General features: G+C 72.7%; 16 protein-coding genes. 7 read left to right on the forward strand and 9 right to left on the reverse strand.

Going from position 1 to position 20,000, the window contains the following annotated elements; all coding sequences use genetic code 11:
- Nucleotides 1–31 precede the first annotated feature (31 nt).
- The 4 genes from proC to rpmA all read right to left on the reverse strand — a co-directional run bounded on the left by proC (nt 32) and on the right by rpmA (nt 3,114).
- Nucleotides 32–889, reverse strand: a complete 858-nt coding sequence (gene proC / locus G6O68_RS13110; protein WP_165248418.1) for a pyrroline-5-carboxylate reductase — start codon at nt 887–889, stop codon at nt 32–34.
- A complete protein-coding gene (locus G6O68_RS13115; RefSeq protein ID WP_165248420.1) occupies nt 886–1,650 on the reverse strand; it encodes a type III pantothenate kinase in 765 nt (254 codons plus the stop codon). The genes proC and G6O68_RS13115 overlap by 4 nt, the downstream gene beginning before the upstream one ends.
- 2 nt (nt 1,651–1,652) lie before the next feature.
- Nucleotides 1,653–2,720: a GTPase ObgE gene (obgE, locus tag G6O68_RS13120; RefSeq protein WP_165248422.1), complete on the reverse strand. Its 1,068-nt coding sequence runs from the start codon at nt 2,718–2,720 to the stop codon at nt 1,653–1,655.
- Between the two features lie 124 nt (nt 2,721–2,844).
- Complete coding sequence (rpmA, locus tag G6O68_RS13125; RefSeq protein ID WP_165248424.1) at nt 2,845–3,114, reverse strand: 50S ribosomal protein L27; 270 nt, start codon at nt 3,112–3,114, stop codon at nt 2,845–2,847.
- Between the two features lie 218 nt (nt 3,115–3,332).
- On the opposite strand from rpmA, the gene queC reads away from it, so the two are divergent.
- A complete protein-coding gene (queC, locus tag G6O68_RS13130) occupies nt 3,333–4,040 on the forward strand; it encodes a 7-cyano-7-deazaguanine synthase QueC (protein WP_240911162.1) in 708 nt (235 codons plus the stop codon).
- 31 nt (nt 4,041–4,071) lie between these two features.
- Here the strand turns inward: queC and G6O68_RS13135 are convergent, their stop codons facing one another.
- Nucleotides 4,072–4,842, reverse strand: a complete 771-nt coding sequence (locus G6O68_RS13135) for a hypothetical protein (protein WP_165248426.1) — start codon at nt 4,840–4,842, stop codon at nt 4,072–4,074.
- Between the two features lie 327 nt (nt 4,843–5,169).
- Here G6O68_RS13135 and G6O68_RS13140 point away from each other — a divergent pair, with 327 nt between their 5' ends.
- The 5 genes from G6O68_RS13140 (at nt 5,170) to G6O68_RS13160 (ending at nt 13,148) form a co-directional block, all read left to right on the forward strand.
- Nucleotides 5,170–6,192, forward strand: a complete 1,023-nt coding sequence (locus tag G6O68_RS13140) for a S1C family serine protease (RefSeq protein WP_240911163.1) — start codon at nt 5,170–5,172, stop codon at nt 6,190–6,192.
- Nucleotides 6,193–6,403: 211 nt separating this feature from the next.
- Nucleotides 6,404–8,224, forward strand: a complete 1,821-nt coding sequence (locus G6O68_RS13145) for a hypothetical protein (protein ID WP_165248431.1) — start codon at nt 6,404–6,406, stop codon at nt 8,222–8,224.
- 130 nt (nt 8,225–8,354) lie between these two features.
- Complete coding sequence (gene uvrA, locus G6O68_RS13150; protein ID WP_165248433.1) at nt 8,355–11,141, forward strand: excinuclease ABC subunit UvrA; 2,787 nt, start codon at nt 8,355–8,357, stop codon at nt 11,139–11,141.
- A 125-nt stretch (nt 11,142–11,266) separates the two neighbouring features.
- Nucleotides 11,267–12,739, forward strand: coding sequence for an RtcB family protein (locus G6O68_RS13155; RefSeq protein WP_165248435.1), 1,473 nt, complete (start codon nt 11,267–11,269; stop codon nt 12,737–12,739).
- Nucleotides 12,740–12,743: 4 nt separating this feature from the next.
- Nucleotides 12,744–13,148, forward strand: a complete 405-nt coding sequence (locus tag G6O68_RS13160) for a hypothetical protein (protein WP_165248437.1) — start codon at nt 12,744–12,746, stop codon at nt 13,146–13,148.
- A 62-nt stretch (nt 13,149–13,210) separates the two neighbouring features.
- Here the strand turns inward: G6O68_RS13160 and G6O68_RS13165 are convergent, their stop codons facing one another.
- From G6O68_RS13165 to G6O68_RS13175, 3 genes are read right to left on the reverse strand one after another with little or no spacing between them, the layout of a single operon-like run.
- Complete coding sequence (locus tag G6O68_RS13165) at nt 13,211–13,606, reverse strand: hypothetical protein (protein WP_165248439.1); 396 nt, start codon at nt 13,604–13,606, stop codon at nt 13,211–13,213.
- Nucleotides 13,603–13,983 (reverse strand): VOC family protein, encoded by a 381-nt coding sequence (locus G6O68_RS13170; protein ID WP_165248441.1) that lies wholly within the window; start codon nt 13,981–13,983, stop codon nt 13,603–13,605. Before G6O68_RS13170 ends, G6O68_RS13165 begins: the two co-directional genes overlap by 4 nt.
- Before the next feature lie 7 nt (nt 13,984–13,990).
- A complete protein-coding gene (locus G6O68_RS13175; protein WP_165248443.1) occupies nt 13,991–14,491 on the reverse strand; it encodes an EVE domain-containing protein in 501 nt (166 codons plus the stop codon).
- 131 nt (nt 14,492–14,622) lie between these two features.
- On the opposite strand from G6O68_RS13175, the gene G6O68_RS13180 reads away from it, so the two are divergent.
- Entirely contained in the window at nt 14,623–15,777 is a 1,155-nt protein-coding gene (locus tag G6O68_RS13180) for a GTPase (RefSeq protein WP_165248445.1), read from the forward strand.
- A 46-nt stretch (nt 15,778–15,823) separates the two neighbouring features.
- Here G6O68_RS13180 and G6O68_RS13185 read toward each other — a convergent pair whose 3' ends face one another.
- Complete coding sequence (locus tag G6O68_RS13185; RefSeq protein ID WP_165248447.1) at nt 15,824–19,726, reverse strand: serine/threonine-protein kinase; 3,903 nt, start codon at nt 19,724–19,726, stop codon at nt 15,824–15,826.
- Between the last annotated feature and the right edge of the window lie 274 nt (nt 19,727–20,000).

Raw genomic sequence — 20,000 nt, forward strand, 5'->3', positions numbered from 1 at the left:
ACCATTGGATGGTGTCGCGAGCGACACCCCGTCAAGACCGCGCGATGGCCGCCAGCTCGGCCGAGCGGCGGGAGGCGGCCTCCACGGCGTCGATGAGGGCGCCGCGGAGGGCCCGGCGTTCGAGGACCTGCACGCCGGCGATCGTCGTGCCGCCGGGGCTGGTCACCTGGTCCTTCAGGGCGCCGGGGTGGAGCTTCGTCTCCAGGACCATCTTCGCCGCGCCCAGGACCGTCTGGGCGGCGAGGGTCGTGGCCACGTCCCGAGGGAGCCCGGCGCGGACGCCGCCGTCGGACAGGGCCTCGATGATCATGTAGACGAACGCCGGGCCGCTGCCGGAGAGCCCCGTCACGGCGTCGAGCTGCGATTCCGGCACCCGCACCGCCCGGCCCACCGAGTCCAGGAGGCGATGGACGGCCTCGGCGTCGGCGTCGGTCGCGTTGGGGCCGAGCGCGAAGGCCGAGGCGCCCTCGCCCAGCAGGGCCGGGGTGTTGGGCATCACCCGGACGATCCGGGCCGAGGCCCCCAGCGCGTCGGCCATCGTCACGATCGAGACGCCGGCCGCGATCGAGACGATCAGATGTCGCGGGGCGAGCGCCGGGGCGATCTCGGCGAGCACCGCCGCCATGCTCTGCGGCTTGACCGCCAGGACGATCACGTCGGCGGAGTCGAGCACCGGCCGGTTCGTCGGATGCACGGAGATCCCGGCCTCGCGGCCCAGCTCGTCCCGGGCGGCGGAGATCGGGTCGCTGGCGGCGATCCGGTCGGGCGTCGCCACCCCGGCGCGGATCATGCCCTTCACCAGGGCCGAGGCCATGCGGCCCGCGCCGAGGAAGCCCCAGCGGAGGGCGTTGGGTTCGGACGTTGGGGTCGCGGTCGCTTGGTTGGTCATGGTTGGCTCGGGAAGGCGGCGTGGGCGAGGCCCTGGAGGACGAGGTCGGGGACGACGCGGGCGGCGGGCCCTTCCACGGCCGGGGCGAGGCGGAAGGCGTCGCCGCCGGTCCAGACGACCATCGGGTCGCCCAGGTCGGGCCGCTGGCGCGCCAGCAGCTCGCGGACGGCCCCCGCCGTCCCCCAGAAGACGCCGGCCTCCAGCGAGGGGACCGTCGATCGGCCCCAGGCCGGGGCGTCGGGTCCCGGCGCGACCATCGGGAGCTGCGCGGTGAAGTGGTGCAGGGCCCGGGCGCACAGGCCGAGGCCCATGGCGATGACGCCCCCTTGCCAGACGCCGTCGGCGGTGACGCGCTCGATGGTGATCGCGGTCCCGCACGAGACGACCAGGATCGGCCGTCCCGCCCCCAGGAGCCGCAGGGCCCCGAGCACGGCAAGGGCGCGGTCGGAGCCGCCGGTCTCGGCCCCCTCGACGTCCTTCGCCAGGGGGACCTCGGCGGCGGTGCGGAACCAGCGGAACTCGGCGGGCCCGCGCCCGGTGAGGAACGCCTCCAGGCGGTCGGCCAGGGGGGGGTTGACCGACGAGACGGCCCACGACGCCGCGCCGGCCGCGTCGCGGAGCCAGCCGTCGAGGACGACGCCCCAGGTGGTGGGGTCGTCGAGCGGGAGGGCGACGGTCGGGCCGAGGACCCCTCGGTCGTCCAGGCGCGCCCACTTGAGCCGGGAGTTGCCGATGTCGGCGACGATCCGGGGTGGGGGCATGGTCATTCGCTCGCGGCGGGGACCGGATCCTGGATCGAGGGGGGCGACTGGGGCCGGTCCTCGGCCTCCTCCTCGTCGTCCGGACGGCTGCGGAGCTTCTCCTGGATGGCGCGAAGGAGCTGGGGGACGCCCTTGCCGGTGACGGCCGAGATCGAAAGGACCTCGCGGCCGATCTCGCGGGCGATCCGGTCGCGGGCCTCCTCGGCGTCGGTGAGGTCCATCTTGGTGACCACGACCAGCTCGGGCCGCTCGGCCAGCGCCAGGCTGTACTGCTTCAGCTCCTGGCGGATCATCTCGTAGTTGCGGACCGGGTCCGAGCCGTCCATCGGCGCGGCCTCGACCAGGTGGACGAGCAGGCCGGTGCGCTCGACGTGGCGGAGGAACTCGTGGCCCAGGCCGTGGCCGGCGTGCGCGCCCTCGATCAGGCCGGGGATGTCGGCCACGACGAACGCGTTCTCGGAGTCGACGACCACGGTCCCCAGGTTCGGGTACTTGGTCGTGAACGGGTAGTCGGCGATCTCGGGATGGGCGCGGGAGATCCGCGAGAGGAGGGTCGACTTGCCGGCGTTGGGCAGCCCGATCAGGCCGACGTCGGCGATGACCTTCAGCTCCAGGACGAGCCAGCGTTCCTCGCCGGGGAGCCCGGCCTCGTGCTGCCGGGGGGCGCGGTTGGTGGACGACTTGAAGAAGGTGTTGCCGTGGCCGCCCCGCCCCCCCTTGGCGACGACGACTTGGTCGCCGTCGTGCTTGAGGTCGCGGAGGACGTGGCCGCGGTCGCGGTCGCGGATGATCGTGCCCGGGGGGACGTCGATGGTGATGGGCTCGCCCCGCTTGCCGAAGCAGTTCGACCCCTGGCCGTGCTCGCCCCGCTCCGCCTTCCAGTGCCGCTGGTGCGACAGGTGGGCGAGGTTGGTGAGCCCCTCGGCCGCGCGGATGATCACGTCGCCGCCGTCGCCGCCGTCGCCGCCGTTGGGCCCCCCCTTGGGGACGTACTTCTCGCGCCGGAAGCTGAGGCAGCCGTTGCCCCCGTCCCCCCCGCGAACGTTGATGGTGACGCGATCCGCGAACATGGAGCGACTCGATCCGGTGGAAGTCTGTCGAAGGTCGGTGAAGCGAACGGAGAGCGAGCGTCCCGGCCCACGGCCTGGGGACGCTCGCCCTCCTTGGTTTGGTCTTCGCTCGGGATCGAGGTCGTCAGTTGGCGACGGCCTCGGTCGCGGCGTCCGCCACGACGTTGATCCGGCGGCCGTCCTGGTCGAACTTCACCCGGCCCTGGACCAGCGAGAAGATGGTCCAGTCGCGGCCGACGCCGACGTTCTTGCCGGGCCTCCAGCGGGTGCCGCGCTGGCGGCAGATGATGCTCCCCGGCTGGGCCGCCTGGCCCCCGTAGAGCTTGATGCCGAGCATCTGGGGGTTCGAGTCGCGGCCGTTGCGGCTGGAGCCCTGTCCTTTTTTGTGAGCCATCGCTCTACCTTCTCTGAGAATCCGTTGCGTCGATTGATCCAGGTCCCCCGCGTCCGGATTCGGCCGCGCCGGGGACGGGCGGTCCGGGGAAGTCGGGGCGCAGCGCAAGGCCGCGCACGCCGGTCCCCCGCCGATCGTGATACAATAGCCGAACGCTCGGCCCGCCGACAAGTCCGGATCGCGGACCGGCGGGAGTCCGGCGGGGGAGGGTTCGCCTCGTGAGCGGTATCGAGAACGAGAAGCGTCCGGCGGTGGTCCTGCTCAGCGGCGGGCTGGACTCGGCCACGGCCCTGGCCGAGGCGAAGGCGGCGGGGTTCGAGCCTTATGCGCTGTCGATCGCCTACGGGCAGCGGCACGCCGTCGAGATGGCGGCGGCCCGGCGGGTGGCGGCGGCCCAGGGGGTGGCCCGCCACGTCGAGCTGACCATCGACCTGCGGGCCTTCGGCGGCAGCGCCCTGACGGCGGACGTCGACGTCCCCAAGGATCGCGACGAGGCCGAGATGGCCGGGTCGATCCCGATCACCTACGTCCCCGCCCGCAACACCGTCTTCCTCTCGCTGGCCCTGGGATGGGCCGAGACGCTGGGGGCTTTCGACCTGTTCGTCGGCGTCAACTGCGTCGACTACTCGGGATATCCCGACTGCCGGCCCGAGTTCCTCCGGGCCTTCGAGGCCCTGGCGAACCTGGCGACGAAGGCGGGCGTCGAGGGGGCGGGGGCGTTCCGCATCCACGCCCCGCTGCTGAAGCTCACCAAGGAAGAGATCATCCGTCGGGGGCTGGAGTTGGGGGTCGACTACGGCCTGACCCACAGCTGCTACGACCCCACGCCCGAAGGCCTGGCCTGCGGCCGTTGCGACTCATGCCGCCTCCGCCTGGCCGCCTTCGCCCGCCTGGGCCTGACGGACCCGGCCCCCTACGCCGGCTGAGGCTCGGGGGCGGGGCCGATCGCGGGCTGGCTCACCAATAGACCCAGTCGTACGGCGGGTCGGCGGGCTCGATCTCGTTCTCGGCGATATTCCGCTCGTCGCCGCGGCGGATGAAGTCGAGGCGGAGCGTCTTGTATTTGACGAGGGGCTTGCCGCCGTCGGGCGGAGTAATTTCTTTATAACCGTCGGAGAGGCCGCGGACGTAGATGCTGAAGCGGTCGGAGGACCGGTCCCAGTCGTCCCACACGGCCACGCCGAAGACGGCGTCGTCGACCCCTTCCTTGGTGCTGGGCGGGATCACGCCCATGATGTCGACCGCGCCTCGGAGGGGGATGGTGGGGTCCTCGCGGTTCTGGATCACGGGGATCGCCTCGCGGACGACGGCGTCCTCGAACCGCTGGCCGCGCTCGTTCACCATGATGAACTGGGGGTAGAACGGGCGGGGGGACGAGGTCCGGTTCACCACCTTGTAGTAGAGGTAGTGGAGCGAGCGACGGCCCTTGCCGGGGACCTCGACGGTCTGGATCCGGAGCGGCTTGTAGGCGAAGTCGAGCACCCAGATCCCCTCGCGGTCCTTGGGGAGGGGGGCGGTCTTGATCGAGGTCCAGCCGAAGGCGAGGCGGTCGTGCCGCCAGGGGACCGTGGGCAGGTCGGGGACCAGCTTCGGCGGCTGGTCGGGCTCGGGCCGGACCGCGTCGGCCGGGTCGGGCGCGGGGGCGGCGTCCTGCGCCCGGGCGACGCCGGCGGCGGCCGTCGTCGAGAGCGCGAGGGCAAGCGCGATCCGCCTAGTGAGGATCCACACGGGACTGTCTCCCCTGGTCTATGACTGTCGAATGGGACGAGGCCGAGGCGTTCAGACGGGGACGGGCTTCGGCGGGCGCGGGAGGACCCTCCCGGGCGGCGCCGGGGGGGAAGCTAGCCCGAACCGTCAAAGTCCGTCAAGTCGTCTTCAAGTTTAGCCGTTCTTTTCGCAAACTGGCGCGGAAGCTTCGCGGGGGCGGCCGGATTTTCGGGAAGCCGCTCCCGTCGCCAGGGTTGCAACGGCCGCGCGGGCTTTTACAATGGACCGCCCGGGACGTGAAGGATGCGACGAGATCCGCGGGACGAACCAAGAAGGACTCCGCCGCCTATGCGTGGGATTCGAGTGATCGGCGCCGCGACCCTGCTCGGCCTGGCGGCCGGCGTCGGGGCCGGCGAGACGCCCGGCGACGGCTTCGAGACGCTGACCCTCAAGGACGGCCAGCGGGTCGTCGGCCGGGTCGTGGCCGAGAAGCCGGAGGCGATCTACGTCGACCTGGGGCACGACCTGCTGAAGCTCCCCCGCGAGTCGATCGCCCGGCGGTCCGCCGGCGAAGAGGCGGGCCTCGCGGCCCCGACGGCCCCCGGCTCGACCGCCGTGGACGCCTCGGGCTTCTTCTCGACGGGCCTGCTGCGGCCCTCCCCAGTCAAGGAGGTCGTCGCCAAGTTCGGCGAGTCGGTCGTCTCGATCGAGACCCCCTCGGGTAAGGGTTCGGGCTTCCTGATCAACGACCAGGGCTACGCGATCACCAACGCCCACGTGATCGAGGGGGAGACGCGGATCTCCGCCATCCTCTACCAGAACACCGCCGGCGGGGGCCTCGCCCGCCGCCGCATCGACGACGTCGAGATCGTCGCGCTCAACCCGTTCTTCGACCTGGCCCTGATCAAGGTCCCCCTGCCGGAGGACGTGAAACCCAGCCACGTGATCCTGGGTAATGGGGAGGACGTGAACGCGGGGGACTCGGTCTTCGCGGTGGGCAACCCGCTGGGCCTGGAGCGTTCCGTGACGCAGGGGATCGTCAGCAATCGCAGCCGGAACCTCGAAGGCCAGCTCTACCTCCAGACCGACACGGCGATCAACCCGGGGAACTCGGGCGGGCCGCTCTTCAACGCGAGGGGAGAGGTCATCGGGGTCACCAGCCGGGGCGCGCGGGCCGACATGGCCGACAATCTCGGGTTCGCCATCCCGATCGCCTACGTCAAGGACTTCCTCCGCCATCGCGAGGCCTTCTCGTTCGACAAGACCAACCCCAACAGCGGCTACCGCTACCTCGACCCGCCGCGGCGGCCCCGTGGGGAGAAGCCCGAGGCCCTGGCGGGGCCGAGGGCCGACGCGGCGACGGCGAAGTGACCCCGAAGGCGGGGCGCGAAGGCCGGGACGGGCCCGGTCGCGAGGAATCGCGGGTTCGGAATCAAAGGCTCGTCGGTCACCGCCGGCGATCCGTCGGGCTGTTTGGAGCCCGGCGTGCGTGCGTAGGGTCATCGGCCTTGAGGCCGCGTGACAGGTCTCGATTCCTCGGTCGGTGAACCGTGGCGTGCCAGAACGAATGGAGTGACAAGAGATGCCTAAGGCCAAGGGGGCGATTCTTCGCCTGGCCCTCGTCGGGATCCTGGGAGCGACGGGCCTCGGACTGCGCGCGAACCTCGCCGCCGCCGCGACCCCGCCGGAGCAGGTGCTGCCCGACTCGACCCTGTTCTTCCTCAAGATCGCCGACGTCGGCAAGTTCCGCGAGGCGTTCCTCGCCAGCACGTACGGCCAGCTCTGGAGCGACCCGGCCCTCGCCGCCCTGCGGGCCGACGTGGTCGAGAAGGTCAAGCCGACGAGCGAGGCCATGAAGGAGAAGGTCGGCGTCACCCTGAAGGAGCTGTTCGAGCTGCCCAAGGGCGCCGTCGCCATCGCCGCGATCGCCGGCTCGGACCCGGCCAAGCCGGCCGTATCGCTGGCGATCATCGCCGACGCCGGTTCGAACGCCGCGAAGATGACCGACGTCCTGACCCGCAGCGACAAGCAGGCGGAGCAGAACGGCGCCACCGTCAAGGTGGAGACCTTCCAGGACAACGCCCTGCACATCATCACGCCGCCGGACAAGCCGGCCGGCGGCGACGACAAGACGCCCCCCCCGCCGCCGGTCGTCTGGACCAGCGCCGGCGAGGTCTTCTTCCTCGGCAGCGACGTGGCGGCCATCAAGGACCTGGCCTCCAACGCCGCCGGCCGCGGCTCCGCGGCGCTCGGCGCCGGCGAGGCGTTCCTCAAGACCCAGTCCAAGGTCGGGGCCGAGTCCGCCCAGGCCGTCTGGTACATCGACGTGGTCAAGGCCGTCAAGTTCGCCATCGCGGCCAGCGCCCGGGGCAATGAGGCCCAGGCCCAGCAGATCGCCTTCCAGATCCAGGCCCTCGGCCTCGACGGCCTCAAGTCGGTCGGCGGCGCCCTGACCCTCAACGCGGGCGAGTACAGCAGCCTGACCAAGACCTTCTTCAACGCCCCGGCCGGCGGGATCAAGGGCCTCCTCAAGCTCTTCTCGTTCCCGCCCGCCGCCCTGCGGCCCGAGCCCTGGGTGCCGGCCTCCGTCGCCAGCTACCAGACCTTCAGCTGGGACCTCGACAACGCCTACAAGGCCATCGACGACCTCGTCAACCAGTTCCAGCCCGGCATGCTCAACGTCCTGGAGCAGCAGCTCATCGGCCCCGAGGGGGGCCAGCCGCTCAGCTTCCAGAAGGACGTCTTCGGCCCCCTCGGGAACCGCCTCACCCTGATCGGCGACTTCAAGAAGCCCATCAAGGAAGACAGCCAGCGGCTCGTCCTCTCGGTCGCCCTCGAGGACGCCAAGGCCTTCCAGGCCACCCTCGACCGGGTCGTCGAGATCTCCCGCGCCGCCCCCCGCAAGCGCGACTTCCAGGGGACGACCATCCTCGACTTCGACCTCCCCGAGATGCCCGCCCAGGCCGGCGTCCAGCCCCAGCTCAAGGGCCCCATCAGCGTGGCCGTCGCCAAGGACTCGCTGCTCATCACCAGCGACACGACCCTGCTCGAACAGGTCCTCCGGCCCGGCGCCACGCCGCTCGCCGAGAGCCCCGAGTATCAGCGCGTCGCCAAGGAGCTGCCCGAGAAGGTCAGCGGCATGACGTTCGTCCGCCCCGACGAGCAGGCCCGCCTCACCTACGACATGCTCAAGAGCGGCCGTTTCGAAGAGGCCCTCAAGCAGGGCATGGCCGCCGGCCGCCCCGGCCAGCCCGTCCCCGACATCCCGCAGATCATCGACCCCGCCAAGCTCCCCGACTTCGAGGTCTTCGCCAAGTACCTCACCCTCGGCGGCAGCTACAGCGTGATGGACGACGACGGCTTCACCCAGACCGGGTTCAGCCTCCGCAAGGCCACCCCCTGACCGGAGCGGGGCCCGAAACCCGACCCCAGCCAACCCCGCGGCGAGCCGGACACCCCGGCTCGCCGCTCCCATTTCCCCCCGGCCGACCGGCGTCGGACGCCGTCGGACGCACGCGCCGGAGGTCGCCGCGATGCCCCAGCCCGACGCCCGCATCCGCCTCCGAGGCGCCCGCACCCACAACCTCAAGGGGATCGACCTCGACCTCCCCCTGGGCCGCCTCATCGTCGTCTCCGGCGTCAGCGGCGCGGGCAAGAGCACGCTGGCCCTCGACACCCTGTACGCCGAAGGCCAGCGCCGCTACGTCGAGACCTTCTCGGCCTACGCCCGGCAGTTCCTCGAACCGCTGGAGAAGCCCGACGTCGACCGGATCGAGGGCATCCCGCCGGCCGTCGCCCTGGCCGCCCCCTCCCGCCCCTCGGCGCGGGCCACCGTCGGCACGCTCTCCGAGGCCCACGACCACCTCGCCCTCCTCTTCGCCCGCCGCGGCGAGGTCCTCTGCCGGAACTGCGGCGACCGCGTCCTGCCGGCCACCCCGCGCACCGTGTCCGAGGCCGTCGACGCCCTCCCCGAAGCCGCCCGCTACGAGATCGCCTTCCCCGTCGAGATCCTCGCCGGGACCGACGCCCCCGCGCTCGGGAGGACGCTCCTGGAGCAGGGGATGACCCGGGTCCGCGTCGGCGCGAGCCTGGTCGATCTGACAGCCGGCCCGCTCGAGGCCGAAGGCCCCGCCCAGCTCGACGTGATCGTCGACCGCCTGATCCGGGGCCGCGACGCGATGAAGCGCCGATTGGACTCGATCGAGACCGCCTTCGCCCGCGGCCAGGGGCGCTGTCGGATCGTCTTCGAGGCCGGCGTGCGGACGTTCGTCCGGGGCTGGCGATGCAGCCGATGCGGGACCGACCACGTCGAGCCCCAGCCCAACCTCTTCCGCTGGACGAGCCCCCTGGGCGCCTGCCCGCGCTGCGAGGGGACCGGCGCGGTCGTCGACCTCGACCTGGACCGGATCGTCCCCGACCCGTCGAAGTCGCTGCGCGACGGGGCCGTCGCCGCCTGGAACGCCCGCGGCCAGAAGGCCGAGCGCGACCGCCTGCTCCGCGTGGCGCCGAGCCTGGGCCTCCCGGTCGACGTGGCGTTCCGCGACCTGTCGCCCGACCAGCTCCGCCTGCTCGTCGAGGGCGCCCCAGACGCCGGCTTCCCCGGCCTGGCGGGCTTTTTCGAGCGGATCGAGCGAAAGGCGGGCCGCGAGGAAGGACGGGGCGGGGCGGCGCTCCGGCGCCTTCGCAGCCGACGCCCGTGCCCCGACTGCCGGGGGGCGCGGCTCCGGCCCGAGGCCCTCGCCGTGCGGATCGAGGGGCTGAACGTCGCCGAGTTCTCGGCCCTCGCCGTCGCCCGCTCCCGGCCGGTGCTGGCGTCGTGGGCAAGTCCCGACGAGCCGGCCGACGTCGCGAGGCTCCGCGCCCGGATCGCCGCGCGGCTCGACGCGCTGGAGCGGATCGGCCTGGGCCACCTGACGCTCGACCGCCCGGCGCGGGGCGTGGCCGCCGGCGAGCTGCGGCGGGCGATGATGGTGCGGAGCCTGGGGACCGGCCTCGTCGGGACGCTCTACGTCCTCGACGAGCCGACGAACGGCCTCCACCCGCGCGACGTCGGCCGGGTGGTCGAGGTCCTCCGGACGCTCCGCGACGAGGGCAACACCCTCGTGGTCGTCGAGCACGACGCCGACGTCCTCCGCGCCGCCGACCTCGTCGTCGACCTCGGCCCCGGCGCGGGGGAGGCGGGGGGCCGCGTGGTCTACAGCGGGCCCGTCGCCGGGCTGCTGACGGCCGAAGGGTCGGCCACCGGGGACTTCCTGGCCGGTCGAAGGCGGATCGACCGCCCCGCGACCCGCCGCCCGCCGTCGCGCGGTTTCCTGACCTTGAAGGGCGCCTCGGGCCGGAACCTCAAGGCGATCGACGCGGCCTTCCCGCTCGGCGTCCTGGGCGTCGTGACCGGCGTCAGCGGCGCGGGGAAGTCCACGCTCGTCGAGGAGACGCTCTACCCGGCGCTCCGCAATCGGCTCGCCGGCCAGGCGCTCCCGACCGCGCCGTTCGACGCGATGGAGGGGGGCGAGGACCTGGCCGAGGTGGTGCTGCTGGACCAGTCGCCTTGCGGGCGGTCGGGCCGGTCCAATCCGGCGACCTTCCTGAAGGTCTTCGACGAAGTCAGGCGCACGTTCGCCGCGACCCACGAGGCCAAGCTGCGGCACTACGGCCCGGCCATGTTCAGCTTCAACGTCGACGGCGGGCGGTGCTCGGCCTGCAAGGGGGAGGGGTTCCGGCGGATCGACATGCAGTACCTCCCCAACGTGACGGTCCGCTGCCCGGACTGCAAGGGGACGCGCTACCGGCCGGAGATCCTGGACGTCACCTACCGCGGCAAGACCATCGCCGAGGTGCTCGACCTGACCGGCCGCGAGGCCTTCGGCTTCTTCCGCAGCCGGCCGAAGATCCAGGCCCGGCTCCGCCCGCTCCTGGAGGTCGGGCTGGACTACCTGCGGCTCGGCCAGCCCGCCGCGACCCTCTCCGGCGGCGAGGCCCAGCGCCTGAAGCTGGCGGCCTTCCTCGCCAGCTCGACCGCCGCTCTCAACCGCGCGGGGAACGTCGCCCACACGCTCTTCCTGCTCGACGAGCCGACCGCCGGGCTCCACCCGGCCGACATGGCCCGGCTGATCGAGGCCCTGTCGAACCTCGTCGACCGAGGGCATTCCGTGATCGTGATCGAGCATAGCACGGAGGTCATGCTCGCCGCGGACTGGATCCTGGACCTCGGCCCAGGTGCGGGCGAGGACGGCGGCCGGATCGTCGCCGCCGGGACTCCCGAGGACGTGGCGAGGTCCGGCACGGCCACCGGCGAGGCCCTGGCGCGGGCCCTGGCCTGAAGGTTGCGAGGAGATTCCCGGAGGCCCGGCGAACCCGACGCCCGCCGGCGGCGTCCTTGACCCGACGAACGCGAATGGATCGACGAGGGCGTCTCGACCGACCGAGACGGGTGGGAGGCACGACGATGGCGACGACGAAGGCCGGATACGCGGGGCCGCTGGAGCAGGTGTCGCCCTTCCAGTATCGGATCCCGAAGTCCTACCGCGAAGACATGCGGGTCGACGGGATGATCTTCGCCGATGAGCACCTGATCGGCCACATCAAGGCCGACCAGGGCCCGGAGCAGGTGGCGAACGTCGCCACGCTGCCGGGCATCCAGAAGGCCAGCCTGGCGATGCCCGACATCCACTGGGGCTACGGCTTCTGCATCGGCGGAGTCGCCGCGACCGACCCGGAGCAGGGGGGCGTGATCTCGCCCGGCGGCGTCGGCTACGACATCAACTGCGGCGTCCGGCTCCTCCGCACCGACCTGGAATGGTCCGACGTGAAGGGCAAGATCCGCCCGCTCGTGGAGCAGCTCTTCCGCGACATCCCCACCGGCGTCGGCCAGCGCGGGGTGTTCACGTTCACCAAGCCGCAGCTCGCCGAGCTGATGGAGCAGGGGGTCTCGTACGTCGTGAATAAGGGCTGGGGGGCCGACCGCGACGTGGAGTTCGCCGAGGCCCGCGGCCGTCTCGACGGCGCCGACCCCGGCCGGGTGAGCGACCGGGCGATCATGCGGGGGGCCGACCAGTGCGGGACGCTCGGCTCGGGCAACCACTTCCTGGAGGTCCAGGTGGTCGACCGGATCCTCGACGAGCCCGCCGCGAAGGTGATGGGGCTGCACGAGGGCCAGGTCACGGTGCTGATCCACTCGGGCTCGCGCGGGCTGGGCTATCAGGTGTGCGACGACTTCCTGGGCGTGTTCAAGGACGCCCCCAAGAAGTACGGCTTCACCCTCCCGGACCGTCAGCTCGTCTGCGCGCCGGTGCGGAGCCCCGAGGGTCAGGCCTACCTGGGGGCCATGCGGGCCGCCGCCAACTACGCCTGGTGCAACAGGCAGTTGCTCACGCACCAGGCGCGGCAGGTCTTCGCGAAGGTCTTCGAGAAGCCCTGGGAGGAGCTGGGGATGGACCTGATCTACGACGTGGCGCACAACATCGCCAAGTTCGAGGAGCACGACGTCGGCGGCGGGGTCCGCAAGCAGGTCTGCGTCCACCGCAAGGGGGCCACGCGGGCCTTCCCCCCGGGCCACCCCGAGATCCCCGAGCTGTACGCCGAGACCGGCCAGCCCGTCATCATCCCCGGCAGCATGGGGACGGCCAGCTGGGTCCTCGCCGGCCAGCCCGGCAGCATGATCCACTCGTTCGGGTCGAGCTGCCACGGCGCGGGCCGGATGATGAGCCGCACCGCCGCCGTCCGCCTGGCCGAGGGCCGGCGCATCGACCGCGAGCTGGACGCCATCGGCATCATCGCCCGGGCGCGCGGCCACAAGGGCCTCGCCGAGGAGCAGCCCGCCGCCTACAAGGACGTCGACCTCGTCGTCGACGTCGTGGACAAGGCCGACATCTCCAAGAAGGTCGCCCGCCTCCGGCCTGTGGGCGTCATCAAGGGGTGAGCGGGTGACGCCGTCATCGGTCAAGCCGACCGGGTCCGAGACGTTCCTGCGCTTCGTGGTGTCCCGGATCGACGAGGATTCCTCGAATCGTCAGGGCGTCTTCGCACCGGCCTATGAACTCTTCAAGGGCGGCGCGCTTGCCCCGGACGAGCAAGAACGACTCGGGCTCACCCTCGAATGGTTCCAGGCCCATCTGCCGCTGCCCGACCGATCGAGGATCCGCCCCGAGGCGATCTTCTGGTTCAAGGCCGGCGCGGACGACCTGGTGCGACACATCTGGCGGCTCGTCGAGATCCTGATCGAGCACGACCATCATTTGGACATCTTGAGGACCAGTAAACCCGGTTACATCGTCTACCAGGACACGGTCCAGGTCTGCGCGGTCCCCTTCAACGACACACCCAGGTAGGGCGTCCGCATCGCCTCGTCTCTTCTGGTCCCCCGGCATCACCCCGCGTGGTCAGGGTCGAATCAACCGAGATCCCAAGAGCAGAAGCCGCCCTCCAAAATCACATCCTGAAGGCGACGGAAGAGCGTTGAACCGTAGTCGGTCTCGAAGGGCTCATCGGCCATGTAGACGGTGATCGGAGGCTCGGTGAAGAAGCGGAAGAACCGGCGATCGGGCGAATGGAACCAGTCGCGATCCGCGACGTAGGCCCGGCCGCGAACGCCGAGACCAAGCCTGGCCAGCAAGCGATAGAACCAGCCGTCATGCGGCCACTGGGCGATGTCCAGGAACCGGACGACGACCCATCGCCCCTGGGAGAGCAACTCCAGGCGGTCCGGGAAGAAGACGACCTCCGCGACGTCCGGCAGGCCGTCGACGCCGCTCGGGACGAATCGCAGCGAGCTTTCCGGGCCGTTCACGTCAGCGGCTCGCGACGCCAGACGAGCTGGCAGCGGTTGCCCTCGGGGTCGTGGAAGAACGAGGTCTGGATCGCGTCGTCGAAGTTCGCGGTGTCGGTTTCGAAGACGAGTCCCAGCTTCTCCAGCTCGGCCTGCTTGGCGGCGACGTCGTCGACCCAGAAGGCCAGGTGGCAGACCCAGCGCTGGCGGGCGTTGGACTCGCCTTCGGGGCGGGCGATGATCTCGATGGCGCCGCCGTGGTCGTCGGCCAGGAAGTAGCCGCCGGGCGGGTTGCCGCCGCCGACGCGGGCGAGCTTCAGGCCCATGACCTCGACGTAGAAGTCCTTGAGGGCCTCCAGGTCGGCCGCGTAGATCGCGAAGTGTTCCAGTTTCGCCATGGCTCTCTCAGCCTTTCATTGACTTCGCCTTCTTCGGCTTCGTGGTTGCCTCGATCCCCGCCAGCTCCAGGACGACCTTCCACTCGTCGTCCGTCACCGGCTGCACCGAGAGCCGGCTCCCCTTGCGGAGCAGCTCCATGCCGGCCAGCGCGGGGACCTCGCGGAGCCTCGCCAGGGGGATCGGCGGGTCGACGGGCCGAACGGCCTGGATCGTCACCTGGAACCAGGTCGGGGCGTCGGGCTTGCTCTTGGGGTCGTGGTAGTCCGAGTCGGGGTCGAAGGCGGAGGGGTCGGGATGCCCCGCCTCGACGACCTCGGCGATCCCCGCGACGGCCGCCGGATCGGCGTTCGAGTGGTAGAACAGCACCCCGTCGCCGACCCGGATCGAGTCCCGCAGGAAGTTCCTCGCCTGGAAGTTCCGCACGCCGTTCCAGCCCGTCGTCCCGTCCCGCTCCAGGTCGGCGAACGCGTACGATTCCGGCTCGGACTTGAACAACCAGTACGCCATGCGCGATCCTTGCTGGGGCCCTCGGCTTCGAGACGCCCGGGTAATCTATCATGACGAAGGGGTCGCGTCGAGCGACGGTGGACGAGGGAGGGTCGAGCGGCTTGCGAGCGAACGAACCGGCGAATCGGCCCATGGCCTGCGTCCTCACCCCCACCGGCCGGGGGGCCGTCGCCGTCGTGCGCGTCTGGGGTCCAGGCGCCCTCGATGCGGCCGACGCGGCGTTCCGGCCGGCCAGCGGCCAGGGCCTGGCCGCGACGCCCCCGCGACGCCCTCGCTTCGGACGCCTCGGAGCGGGGCTGGGGGACGAAGTCGTCGCGGTGGTGCTCGACGGCGAGCCGGGCGGGGTCGAGATCCAGTGCCACGGGGGTTCGGCGGCGATCGCGATGGTCGTGGAAGCCTTGCAAGGGGAGGGGGCGCGGATCGTCGAGCCCGAGGCGATCCTCGCGGCCTCGACGCCGAGCCCGATCGTCGCCTCGGCGTGGGAGGACCTGGCTCAGGCCCCGACGCTCCGGACGGCCGAGATCCTGCTGGAGCAGGCCCAGGGGGCGCTCGATCGGGAGATCGCCGACCTGATCGGGGCGGGCGATCGGGACCTCGCGTCACGGCTGGAAACGTTGATCGATCGAGCGCGGGTCGGTTTGCGGCTGGTCGGGGGCTGGCGGGTGGTGATCGCGGGGAGGCCGAACGTGGGCAAGAGCCGGCTCCTCAACGCGATGGCCGGCTACGCGCGGGCGATCGTCTCGCCGACGCCGGGGACGACGCGCGACGCGGTGACGATCCGCACCGCGTTCGACGGCTGGCCGGTGGAGCTGGTCGACACGGCCGGCGTCCGCGAGGCCGAGGACCTGGTGGAGCGATCGGGCGTCGAGCGCGCCCTCCGCGAGCGGGCGCGAGCCGACCTGACGCTGCACGTCCTCGACCGATCCGGGCCCCTGGACGACCGAGCCGAGCCGACGGGCCCCACCCTGATCGTCGCCAGCAAGGCCGACCTGCCGGCCGCCTGGGAACCGGCCGAGGTGCTCGGGACCGCGCCCTTCGTGGTCGTCTCGGCCGAGTCGGGGACGGGGCTCGACGACCTGGGCGCGGCGATCGCGCGGACGCTGGTCCCGGCCCCCCCCGTGCCCGGCGCCGCCGTCCCCTTCCGCGCCGAGCAGCTCGCCGCCCTGACCGCTGCCCGGGCCGCGCTGGAATCCGGCGACCGCCGGGCGGCCGAGCAAACCCTGCGAGCGATGCTCCCAACGTCCTTCCCCCCTGGCGGGGGAAGGTGGCCCGTCAGGGCCGGATGAGGGGGAAGACGCGTGAGAAGGCCGTCCGGATCCCTCGTGAGCCGCTTCAGGACCCCGCGCCGGGGGCGGCGGGGATGGCGGCGAAGTCCGGGCCCTTGCGGGCGAGGGGGCTGCGCGGGGCGAGGCGGAGCGACTCGGGCGAGAGCAGGCGGGCGGGGAGCGAGGGGGCCTTGCGGTCGGCGAACTCCACGTCGATCACGGCCGCGTCGTCCCGGGAGACGAAGTTGTTGAGCCAATCGTTGCGAGCGTAGCGCTGGGGGGGGACGCCGGTCTGGCCGCCGTCGTCGGCGCGGTAGATGGTGATCTCGTGGTAGCCGACGTCCTCGCCGGTCCAGCGGATGCGGTCGGCCAGGTCGTCGGCCCGGCCCCGGCCGTCGACGCGGAAGAGGGGGGCTCCGTCGGCCCCGGTGCTGAGGATCGAGTCGCGGGCGTCGACCTGGGCGAGGGGCAGTTCGACCTCGTCGATCGAGGTCTCCAGGTGGACCAGCCCCCCCTTGACGCGGCACAGGGCCCGGTCCAGGCGGAGCGACAGCGACGGCGTCTCGCGCGAGGGCGTGGTGCAGCCCTGGGCGTGCAACAGGCCGCCGTCGGCGGCGACGACCACGTTGTCCAGGCGGGCGTCGAGCCTCTGGTTGGAGGAAACGGCGATCGCGTCGCCCACGGTCCGGACGAACGCGTCGCGGATGCGGACCACGGCCGGATCGACCGCGGGGCCGGCCGGGGCGGGGGCGGCCTTCGGGGGGAGCACGGCGACGGCCGCGTGCGCCGGCGCCTGGCCGACCAGGCTGACGGTGCAGTCGGTCATCTCTAGCGCCGCGCCGGCCGTCAGTCCCACGGCGGCCATCCGGCCCATCGACTGGTGGTCGAGGTCCTGGACCAGGATGTCGAGCCCGTGAAGGTTCAGCTCGCCCCCCTGGACGTTGAACAGGCAGGTCCAGCTCGACGCGGAGGGCGAGCCGAACGGCGAGGGCCGGAACCGCAGTCGAGGGCGGCGGTCGCCGGGCTCGGCCCTGAGGGTCCACGAGCCGGGGGGGAGGTCGATCGTCGACAGCTCCAGGTCCACGCCGGCCGCGACGTGCACCTCGCCCCCGCCGGGGCCGAGGTGCGCGATCAGGTTCTGCAGCTGCTCCGCGCTCCGCGCCACGTCCTCGGCGGCCGCGCCGAGGGGGGGCTCGGGGCGAGGACGGGGGCGGTCGGTCGCGGCGGGCGCGGCGACGGCCTTCGGCTCGATCGCGGCGGCGGCGGCGGGGGCGGCCGTCGTGACCTCGAAGCGGGGCTCGTCGTCGGGGTCCAGCTTGGCCATCGGGGGCATGGTCGGGATGCTGGGGGGCTCGTCGTCGATCGAGGCGACCACCTCCGGCGGGGGCGTCGGAAGCATGTCCGAGCCGGTCCCGGTCGCGTTGGCGTCGGCGGTCGAGGGATTCGAGGCGGGGCGGTCCGCGGCCCGAGGGGCGGGCTCGGCCGCGGCCGAGGCCGCGTTCGGGGCCGTCGGGCCCACCTGGGGGGGCTCGGAGGCGGCGGCGGTCATCGCGGCCGCCGGGGACGCGGCCGAGGCGCGGGAGGCGTCGGCGATCGGGGCGCCGAACGGGCCCTTGCCCGCTCCCAGGGGGGCGCTGCGGGCGTATCCGGCCGCGAGCCGGAAGGCGCGGGAGGGTGCCTCGCGGCCGAGGGACAGCTCCCGCGCCGCGTCGGGCGCCTCCCACACGGGGGAAGAGGCGATCGTCGAGCGGACCTCGCGGAGGTCGGACCGCCAGCGGTCGAAGTCGCGAACGGCGTCCTCGGAGGAGGGCTTGCCGGCCACTTCCAGGAAACCCTCGAACTTCCCGAACAGGTTGGCGCGGCCGGACCAGGCCAGGGCCTTGGGGGCGTCGACGAGGGCCAGGCTCCGGCCCGGCGCGACGGGGTCGGCCGGGGCGAAGACGCAGTCGTCGACCTGGAATCGCGCCTGCGACCCGCGGACCTCGAACAGCGGGGAGGCTCCGGCCATGAAGCTGCAGCGGCGGAGCAGGACGTCGCGAGTGCCGGGAGACGTCGCGTCGGAGTCGTCCAGCCGCAGCGCCGCGGCGCCGGGGCCGAAGGTGCAGTCGACGAGCTGCAAATCGGCCGGCCCGTCGCAGTCGATGGCGACGGCGCCGGGGTCGAAATGGCACTGCTCGGCGACGACGGGCGGGGGCCGGTCGCCGGCCGACGGGTCGGGTCGGGCGGAGCGGCTGCGGACCGCCGGCAGCCCGGGTCCGGCCGAGGCGTCGGGCGGGCGTCGGAACGTGCAGCCCTTGAGCCTCAGCTCGGCGTCGTCCAGGAGGATCGCCGCCACGCGGTCGTCGAGCGCCCGGTCCTCGGCCTCGAAGGTCAGCCCCTCGATCGCCACGCGGCCTCGCGAGAAGGCGAGCAGCGAGGGCGCCGGGCGGTCGCCGCCCCGGCCGTCGGAGGCGAACCGGAGCACGGGCCGGCGGCCGGCCTCGGCCCGGATCGTCACGTCCCTGGGGGCGTCGGATCGGGGGGCCGTCGCGCGGGCGGCGGGGCCGAGCAGGTAGGGGCCGTCCTCGGTGAGGGTGACCACGGCCTTGTGGGGGGCCGCGGCGATCACCGCCGCCAGGTCCTCCCCAGGCCGGACGTCGATCTTCCGGGGGGCGGCGGCCGTCGGCGCGGCCGGGCCGGCGGCCGAGGCGAGGGCGGGCGGGGTCCGCGAGGCCGCCCGCAAGGGGCCGTACTCGACCACCGGGGCCGACGCCGAGGGGTCGGCCAGCTCGCGCGACCAGAAGAACAGGCCCGCCGCCAGCAGCACGAAGCCCAGGGGGGTCAGCAGCATCAGGGGGCGTTCCCAGGACGGGCGGGCCGCCTGCGGGGCCGGGACCTCGAAGTGGGGGAGCGCCAGCCCGGCCCGGCCGGCGACCTGGAGCAGGTCGCGCACCAGCTGCTCGGGCGACTGGCAGCGGCGGTCCCGATCCTTCGCCATCAGCTTGTCGATCACTTTCGCCAGCGCCGGGGGCACGGCCGGGTTCAGCTCGCGGACGTCCGGCGGCTCCTCCTCCTGGTGCTGGAGCAGCTTCTGGAGGACCGTCCCGCCGGGGAACGGGGGCTGGCCGGTCAGCATGTGGAAGAGGGTGCAGCCCAGAGAGTAGAGGTCGCTGCGGACGTCCACGTCGCGGGGGTCGCGCGCCTGCTCGGGGCTGATGTAGTCGAACGTCCCCAGGGTCATGCCGGTCTGGGTCAGCCCGCCGCGCTCGCTGCGGCGCTCGAACCGTCGGGCCAGGCCCATGTCCACGAGCTTGGCCCGGCCCTCGGGGGTGATGATGATGTTCGACGGCTTGACGTCGCGGTGGACGACCCCCCGGATGGCGGCGTGGACCAGGGCCTGGGCGATCTGGAGCGTGACGTCCACCGCCTCGACCACCGGCATCGGCCCCCCCTCGTCGACGCGGCGGCGGATCGTCTCCCCCTCGACGTACTCGAAGACGATGTAGTGGAAGGGCCCGTCCTGGCCGAGGCTGTAGACCCTCGCGATGTTCTCGTGGTCGAGCCGGGCCGCCGACCGGCCCTCCTGGTAGAACCGCTGGACCACCTCCGGGTCGTCCACCTGGTCGGGGGGGAGGAGCTTCAGCGCGACCTGGCGGTCGAGGGTAGCGTCGTGGGCGCGGAACACGGCCCCCATGCCGCCGGCGCCGATCGCCTCCTCGAGCACGAACGTCCCCATCACGTCGCCCGGCCGGGGGGCCGGCGGGGGCGCGGCCGCTCGGGCGGGGTCGGGCCCGCGCCCGGAGTTCGTGCTCCCCCCCCGGACGATGGTCGGCGAATCGCCGTCGGCCGCGGCGGCCGCCGATCCTGCGCGGGGACGCGGCGTCGCGGACGACGGCGACGGTCGCGAGGTCCCCTGGGCGCGCGAGCCCGAGGCGGGCGTGCGGCCGCTGGCGGATTCCGGGGAGGGTGGCTGCAACTCGTGCTCGCTCAACGGGGCTCATCCCCAACAAGACGTCCGTGCGCGTCCCTGACGTAGGAGTATCGGTATCGAGGCGGACCTGCCTGGGTCGCGGAGATATGGGGCCCGCACGTGCATGCGCGGACGTAGGGCCAGCCCAACTATAGGCCCCTCGCCCGCCCCTGTCAATGACGGCCGCCCGCCTAGGATGGCCAAGTCGTGACGCCCCAACGACCTGGGGATCGCCCGCGGCGCGGCGGCGGTCGGCCCGGGGGGCAAGTCGGGCCGGCGGGCGAAACCGACTCAA

It is taken from the genome of Paludisphaera soli (genome assembly GCF_011064595.1).
GTDB lineage: Bacteria > Planctomycetota > Planctomycetia > Isosphaerales > Isosphaeraceae > Paludisphaera > Paludisphaera soli.